General features: G+C 70.5%; 7 protein-coding genes and 1 pseudogene. 3 read left to right on the top strand and 5 right to left on the bottom strand.

Going from position 1 to position 6,884, the window contains the following annotated elements; translation table 11 throughout:
- Positions 1-1,359, top strand: a 1,359-nt coding sequence (locus AB0K28_RS51480; protein WP_364385980.1) for a DUF664 domain-containing protein, incomplete at its 5' end; no start/stop codon positions are given.
- Between the two features lie 123 nt (positions 1,360-1,482).
- Here AB0K28_RS51480 and AB0K28_RS51485 read toward each other — a convergent pair.
- The gene (locus AB0K28_RS51485; protein ID WP_345390674.1) at positions 1,483-2,226 is read right to left on the bottom strand and encodes an SDR family oxidoreductase; all 744 of its coding nucleotides are present in this window, start codon (positions 2,224-2,226) and stop codon (positions 1,483-1,485) included.
- Positions 2,227-2,372: 146 nt separating this feature from the next.
- Here AB0K28_RS51485 and AB0K28_RS51490 point away from each other — a divergent pair, with 146 nt between their 5' ends.
- Together AB0K28_RS51490 and AB0K28_RS51495 are read left to right on the top strand one after the other, a co-directional pair.
- The gene (locus AB0K28_RS51490) at positions 2,373-3,290 is read left to right on the top strand and encodes a LysR substrate-binding domain-containing protein (protein WP_364385983.1); all 918 of its coding nucleotides are present in this window, start codon (positions 2,373-2,375) and stop codon (positions 3,288-3,290) included.
- 96 nt (positions 3,291-3,386) lie between these two features.
- Entirely contained in the window at positions 3,387-3,968 is a 582-nt protein-coding gene (locus tag AB0K28_RS51495; protein ID WP_364385986.1) for a hypothetical protein, read from the top strand.
- A 6-nt stretch (positions 3,969-3,974) separates the two neighbouring features.
- Here AB0K28_RS51495 and AB0K28_RS51500 read toward each other — a convergent pair whose 3' ends face one another.
- The 4 genes and pseudogenes from AB0K28_RS51500 to AB0K28_RS51515 form a co-directional block, all read right to left on the bottom strand.
- On the bottom strand, positions 3,975-4,580 hold the full coding sequence (locus AB0K28_RS51500; RefSeq protein WP_364385989.1) for a DUF6461 domain-containing protein: 606 nt from the start codon (positions 4,578-4,580) through the stop codon (positions 3,975-3,977).
- Between the two features lie 166 nt (positions 4,581-4,746).
- The gene (locus AB0K28_RS51505; protein WP_364385992.1) at positions 4,747-5,829 is read right to left on the bottom strand and encodes a hypothetical protein; all 1,083 of its coding nucleotides are present in this window, start codon (positions 5,827-5,829) and stop codon (positions 4,747-4,749) included.
- Complete coding sequence (locus AB0K28_RS51510; RefSeq protein WP_345390659.1) at positions 5,826-6,323, bottom strand: SigE family RNA polymerase sigma factor; 498 nt, start codon at positions 6,321-6,323, stop codon at positions 5,826-5,828. Before AB0K28_RS51510 ends, AB0K28_RS51505 begins: the two co-directional genes overlap by 4 nt.
- A gap of 390 nt (positions 6,324-6,713) precedes the next feature.
- Positions 6,714-6,884, bottom strand: a pseudogene (locus AB0K28_RS51515) (IS256 family transposase); the annotation flags it as partial.

Consider the following 6,884-nt stretch of genomic DNA (forward strand, 5'->3'; position numbering starts at 1 on the left):
GCCGCCGGGCTCCCCGTCACCGTGCACGCGGGCGAGGCGGCCGGGCCGGAGAGCGTGTGGGAGGCGCTCGACGTGCTCGGCGCCGCGCGCATCGGGCACGGGGTGCGGTCGGCGGACGATCCCGCCCTGCTCGACCGGCTCAGGCGGGACGGCGTCGCTCTGGAGATGTGCCCGACCAGCAACCTGCAGACCGGGGCGGTACGCGAGGCCGCCGCCCATCCCGCCGCCCATCCCGCAGACCGTCCCGCCGCCCATCCCGCAGACCGCTTGCTGGCCGAGGGGCTGGCCGTCACCATCTCCACCGACGCCCGCACCACCTCCGACACCACGATCGCCCGCGAGTTCCAGCGGATGGGCGAGTGGTACGGCTGGACCGGCGACCACGAGGCGCGATGCCAGGAGCACGCGCGAGCCGCCGCCTTCGGCGACGTGCCCGGCGGCCGTGCTCGGGGTCACCATGGGACGGCGGCTGCCGGCGCTCCTCCGACACCTGACGCCATGGACGTCCCAGGTGACCTGGCCCCCGGCCCGGACCCGCGCCCGGTGTCCGTCCTGCGCGCCGCACCAGAGCACCTGCGCGAGCTGTACGCCACGGCGCGCCCCGCAGACGAGATCACCGTCGGTCTCGACCAGCAGGCCCTCGACCGCGACGACCATCTCGCCGCGCCGGCGGCGACCCCGGGCGAGCAGATCGGCCAGGTCGCCGTCGCGGTGTCCGGTCCACGCGACCATGTCACGGCAGTGACCGGACACCTTCCGCACCATGCGCAGGACGCGAAGCGGCACGATCAGGGCCCGCCTGCCCCCGACGCGGACGGTCGGCGGAGGCGAGCCGAGCTGTTCCCCACAGCCGATGACCGCCGGTTCGACCCCCCTGCCACGGGCGACGAGCGGCGCATGCTCACGGACTTCCTGCGAGCGCAACGTTCGACCCTGGAGATGAAATGCTCCGGCCTGGACACCGAACTGTCCCGCCGGTCGGTCAAGCCCTCCACCCTCTCGCTGCTGGGGCTGGTCCGCCACCTGGCCGATGTGGAACGTCGCTGGTTCCGGTGCGTCCTGGCCGGCCAGGACGCACCGCATCTCTTCTCTTCGGCCACCCGGCCCGATGAGGACTTCGACGGCGCGGTGCCCGATCGGCGGGTCGTCGCGGAGGCATGGGAGGCATGGCGCGGCGAGGTGGCGTTCGCCGACGCGTTCACGGCCGCCGCACCCGACCTGAACCTGGAGGGCCACGACGCGTGGCGCGGACGGGTGTCGCTGCGCTGGGTGCTCATCCACATGATCGAGGAGTACGCCCGGCACAACGGCCATGCCGACCTGCTCCGTGAACGGATCGACGGCGCGATCGGGCTGTGAGGACGGCATGCGGCCGTCACCACCCAGGCGCTGTTCAGTGCCTTGCGCGCGCCTGCCGACCTTGCGCGCGCCTGCCCACCTTGCGCGGCAGCACGACGAAGCCACGCCGGGCCCTGGCCGGGTTCAGAGTTGGGAGCCGCCGCCGTCCACGGGGAGTTCGGCGCCGGTGGTGAAGGTGGCTTCGAAGGCGAGGAAGACGACCGCCTTGGCTACCTCGGGCGGGGTGCCCATGCGGAGCATGGGGTTGTCGGCGGCCATCTGCGCCTTGGTCTGGTCGGCCACCTCCTTGGGCATCGACTTCTCCAGGATGCCGCTGTCGATCGGGCCGGGGCTGACCGCGTTGACGCGGATGCGGCTGGGCAGGAGTTCGCGGGCCAGGCTGCGGGTCATGGAGCGCAGGGCGGCCTTGGTGGCGGCGTACGCGCTGAGCATGGGCAGGCCGAGCACGTTGGCGACCGAGGTGGTGAGCACGACGCCGCCGCCCTCGGCCATCAGCGGGGCGAGCTTCTGCACCGTGAAGTACGGCCCCTTGGCGTTGATGGCCATCAACTCGTCGAACAGCTCTTCGCCGGTCGCCTCAAAGGGGGCGAAACCGTTGACGCCGGCATTGGCGAACACGGCGTCGACCGTGCCGAACTCGGCCTTCACCCGTTCGGCCAGCGCGTCGATGTCGGAAAGCGAGGCCGCGTCGCTGCGGACGGCGATCGCGCGGTCGCCGAGCTCCGCACGGGCGGCGTCCAAGGTGGCCTGGGTACGCCCGGTGATCAGGACGCGCGCGCCCTCGGCCACCAGCAGCCGCGCGGTGGCCAGGCCGAACCCGCTGCCGCCGCCGGTGATCACAACATTCTTGCCCTCGTACTTGCCCATATCAGACAGCCCTTTCACAGGTATTCGGGTTACCGGTTCTCGTCCCGAGCGGGACGTTCCTCAGTCAACCGCCGCCCTCACCTGGGCGTCCAAGACCTGTTCCGCACCTCGTCATGCAGGATCCGCATAACGGATACGGTGATGAAGTGTCCGAAACAGGAGTGGAATCGCAGCCCGCCATCGATCTCGACCTGCGGCTGGTGCGCTACTTCACGGTCGTGGCCGAGCACCTCAACTTCGCCCGCGCGGCCGAGGCACTGCACCTGGCCCAGCCGTCGCTGAGCCGGCAGATCCAGCGGCTGGAGGACGTGCTCGGCGTACGGCTGCTGGAGCGCACTCCTCAGGGCAGCCGCCTCACCGTGGCGGGCGCGGCCTTCCTGCCGAGGGCGCAGGCGCTTGTGCACGCTGCCCAGCAGGCGGCGCTCACCGCCCGCTCCGCCGCCCCGCCGCGGACGATCACGATCGGCTACGTCGAGGACCTCGTCATCTCGCCCGCCGTACGAGACCTGCGCCGCCGCCATCCCGGCGCCCACGTCCGCACCCGCCACCTGGACTGGGACGAGACCACCGCCCTGCCCGAGCGCCGGGTCGACGCGCTCGTCGCCCGGACGCCGCTGCCCATCCCGACCGACGGCCTGCGCGTGACCGTCCTGTACGACGAACCCCGTGCGCTCCTCCTGCCCGCCACCCACCCGCTGGCCGGCAAGGAGTCGGTCACCGCCGCGGACTTCGCCGACGAACCCCTCGTGGCCTGCGCCGGCATGGCCGCGCTGTGGACCGGGTTCTGGCGGCTCGACCCCCGTCCGAACGGCGACCCGGCCCCGCTCGGCCACATGATCGTCGACACGTTCGAGGACAAGCTCGAAACCGTCGCCGACGGCAGGGCCATCGCCCTCGTACCCGCCGACGACCCACGCCCTGCCCTGCGAGACGACCTCACCACCGTCCCTGTCGAGGGCATCGAGCCCTGCCAGGTGGTCGTCGTCACCCGGAACGGCGACCGCAACCCGCTGGTGTCCCACTTCGTGCAGTCCGCGAAGAACCTTCTCATGCGGGACGCTTGAGCACCCTGAAGCGCGTAAACGCGGTATCGAGGTACGACGATGGGCATGGACCTGCGGAGCGTTCCTGTCCGGCTGAACTCGGAGCCGGTCCGGGCGATGCGTCGCGATGCGGAGGTGTGGGAGACCGCTTCGTGGCAGCCGCCCTTCCACTCCGACTCCGACTCCGACTCCGACGCCGGCTCCGGCTCCGACGGCATCGGTGAGCCGTTGTCCGAGACCAACCAGGCGATGCTGGCGGACCGTCCAAGCGCCCTCGACACGCTCGATGGCCCCTGGTGCTCGGGTGCACGTGATTATGAGCAAGCCGAGTACGCGCTCGACCCGGCGGCGTACCGCCAGTGGGACGACTACGAGGAGCGGGAGCGCTCGCTGCCGTACCGGATCATCCACGGCGACCGGCACTTCGCCGACCACGCGGTCTCGGGACAGGGCATGCTGTGGCGCTGCTCCGCCCGAGCGTTCCTCATCGAGGCCGCCGACACGATCGAGGCACTGGACGAGACGTCCATCCGCCGCGAATTCTCGATCAGAGAGATGGCACCTGGCGTCTACAAGACGCGTTCGGACGACGACGAGGACGAGACATTCGCGCGCGCCATGAACAACCTACGGTGGCTCGCGCGTTACTACCGCGACGTCGCCGCCCACGGCTACGACCTGATCGTGATCAGTTACTGACCCGGCTCACCCGTTCCACGCGCCCATTGGGAGGACGTATCGCGTGTGCTCAGCCCGCAGCCAGTCCGCGCTCAACGGCCGGCCGGTCATTCTGCCGATGAGCGCGAACGCGGCGTCCGAGATGGTGTCGGAGTCGTTGCCGGATCCCAGCGCGAGCCCCTCCATGTGGGCGTTGAGTGCGTCGGGTTCGCGGCCGGCCCGCACGTCGGGGGCGACGAGGCAGACGCTCGTCCGCGGCCGGCCATCGACCACGTACTCAAGATCCTGCGGGCCTTCCATCTCATACAGGGGCCAGCCGAGGTAGATCAGCTCGCCGCCGTTCGCAGTCAGCGCCCGCTGCGGCTCGGGAAGCGCCAGGTGGTCCCCCTCGAAGGCGATGATCAGCACCCAGCCCGGCGCCTGCGCACCGATCCACACGACGCCCTCCCGCGGCGAAGCCGGATCAAGGCCGTCCTCGATACGCTCCCACGTGCATGGCGTGGCCGAACCCAGGTCGGCCCGTAGCCGCGTCGCCGCCTCCTCCACGCTCAGCCCCTTGCACCACGCGCTGACGAGACTGTCGTCCATGCCGTAGGCACGCAGCAGCTCCCAGCTTTCCCCGGAGAGATTCATCGACATCCCCTCTGTTGGCGCTGCCCATGGACGCCACGGACCGCGCCGGCCATGCCGGTTCTGGACCGGGGTCGCGCGCCATGCGCCGGCCGGTGGCTTCCGCTGCCGCGGCGGTCAAGCCGGTGACCGGGACCACCGCGTACGGCTCATGGCCGGCTGTGGAAGCTCAGCGTGCGAGCCTGACTATCTTGCTCGAGTACACCCCCACCGACCAGCCCACCTGGCGCTTGGGATGCCCACCCCGCACCCTCACCTTCCCCGAGATGGTGATCTTCGTGCCTTCGGGGATCTTCTCGCTCCACAACGTCCCATTCGTCTCGTCCAGGTCCCGGTGACGACTACAGGCCCATTCCCCTTGAGATGCTTCGTCCCCTTGGGATGCTTCGTCGCCGATCCGATACGAGAGGGAAAGCCGATCCGCCAGATCGCCCGTACACAGCTGCTCGATCCGGAAGTAGCCGCCCGGGCTCGTGACCGTCAGCTCGAAGGACGTCTCGCGCGGCCACACCCCAGAGGCCCGACCGGCCAGCTCCAGGGTCCCCAGTTGAGAGGGGAACGCCTCGACCGGATCCGGCTCGACGGGCCGGGCCGGCGGCGTGTACTCGTAGACCGCCAAGGGCCAGTCGGCATGCTGCGAGAACGTACGGGTGGGGCACGGCCCGCCCTTCTCGCGAACACAGCCCGAACCGGTGACGTCGAAGGTGATGGTCACCTGCTTCACGCCCTTGGGCACGCTCACCGAGTCCAGGGCCATCCCCATCCCCGGTCGGGTCATGCACTGCTGGAACCAGCCGGCAGTGGGTTCGCCGTTCACGACGACCCTCGGTCTCGCCACCTTGATCGAGCCGTCCCGCGGGCACAGCGCGGCCACCTCCAGCGGCCTGCCCGAGACCGGAACCGTGACAGACACCTTCGTCTCCCCCTTCGACTCCGCCTTGAGCATGGCCGAGGCGAGCCGGCGATAGGCGGAGCCGTCGCCCGAGGTGAAACGCGGCGGCAACTCGGCCGCCGGCTGCACGGCCGCCGCGGTCTCGGGCGGCGGCACGGCCCGTCCGGGGGACAAGAAAGCGGGGACGAAGACCCCGGCGGCGATGAGCACGGTCACCCCCGCCAGGGCCGCGCCCGCTGCCCGGCGGCGGGCGTCGCTGCGGATACGCCGCTCAAGCTGGGCGATGCGCCCGTGGTTGTCCGGCGCGTCGGCGCTCATGTCGTCGAACAGATCACGCAGCTTACGCAGGGCAGGCGTCATCCCCGCTCTCCTTCCACACGGGACGCCACCGCCGGCGGCGCGATCTCGGGGTCGATACGCAGCTTGGCCAGCGCCTTGCTGCTTTGGCTCTTGACGGTGCCGACGGAGCAGCCGAGGATCTCGGCCACGGCGGACTCGGGCAGATCCTCGAAGAAGCGCAGCACCAGCACCGCCCGCTGGCGCGGCGGCAGGCGTCCCAGCGCCGCCCAGAGCACCGCCCGCTCGTCGGTCACGCCGGTCATGTCGTCCGCCAGGACCATCTCGGGCGGTGCTTCCGTGGGCAACTCGCGCCGCCAGAACCGGCGCCGCCAGGACAGGTGCGTGTTGACCAGGACCCGGGCAACATAGGCGTCCGGATGCTCACCCACGCGGCCCCAGGCCCGCCACACGCGTACCAGCGCGGTCTGAAGCAGGTCCTCCGCCTGCGCCCAATCACGGCAGAGCAGGTAGGCGGTTCGTAACAGTCGTGGCGATCGCGCCTCGACATACGCCACGAAATCCGACTTATCTCGCATCAACCGCGCCCTTCCCGTCGTCCCGGCTCCCGTTATGACCTGCTGAAGCCCACCAACGGTTGCCCGCCCCTTCAGACGTCCTCCAGGGGAGCGGTGCACGAGCCCACCCTGCCAGCGACATCACCCGGCCAGCCGAGCCCCGGCCCTCCAGCAGGCAAGGAGCCGGAATGGTGCCACCCGGTCGGAGACGGTCCGCGGCCAGCGCGCAGCCAAGGAGGATGCCGCCGCCCTCAATGGCGATGGCCGAGGGACGCTCCTGGTCGTACGTACGTATCCGGCACAATCGACGGCTGCGGGCGTCGCCCGCGCACGGTCACGTCCACGGACGTGGTGTATGAATCGATCTTCGCGTGATCCTGTTTTTGCAGGTTAAGCGGTAAGTGTCTGCGGAAGTGGGTTCTGGGCCGGTGTGTCGCCGGTGATCAGCCGGACGCGGGCTTTGGCAAGGATGTCCAGGCCCATGTAGCGGCGGGCTTCGGTCCATTCGTCGGTCTGCTCGGCCAGTACCGCTCCGACCAGCCGGATGATCGCGGCGCGGTC

The sequence above is a fragment of the Nonomuraea sp. NPDC049504 genome, assembly GCF_040676845.1.
In the GTDB taxonomy this organism is placed as follows: Bacteria; Actinomycetota; Actinomycetes; order Streptosporangiales; family Streptosporangiaceae; genus Nonomuraea; species Nonomuraea salmonea.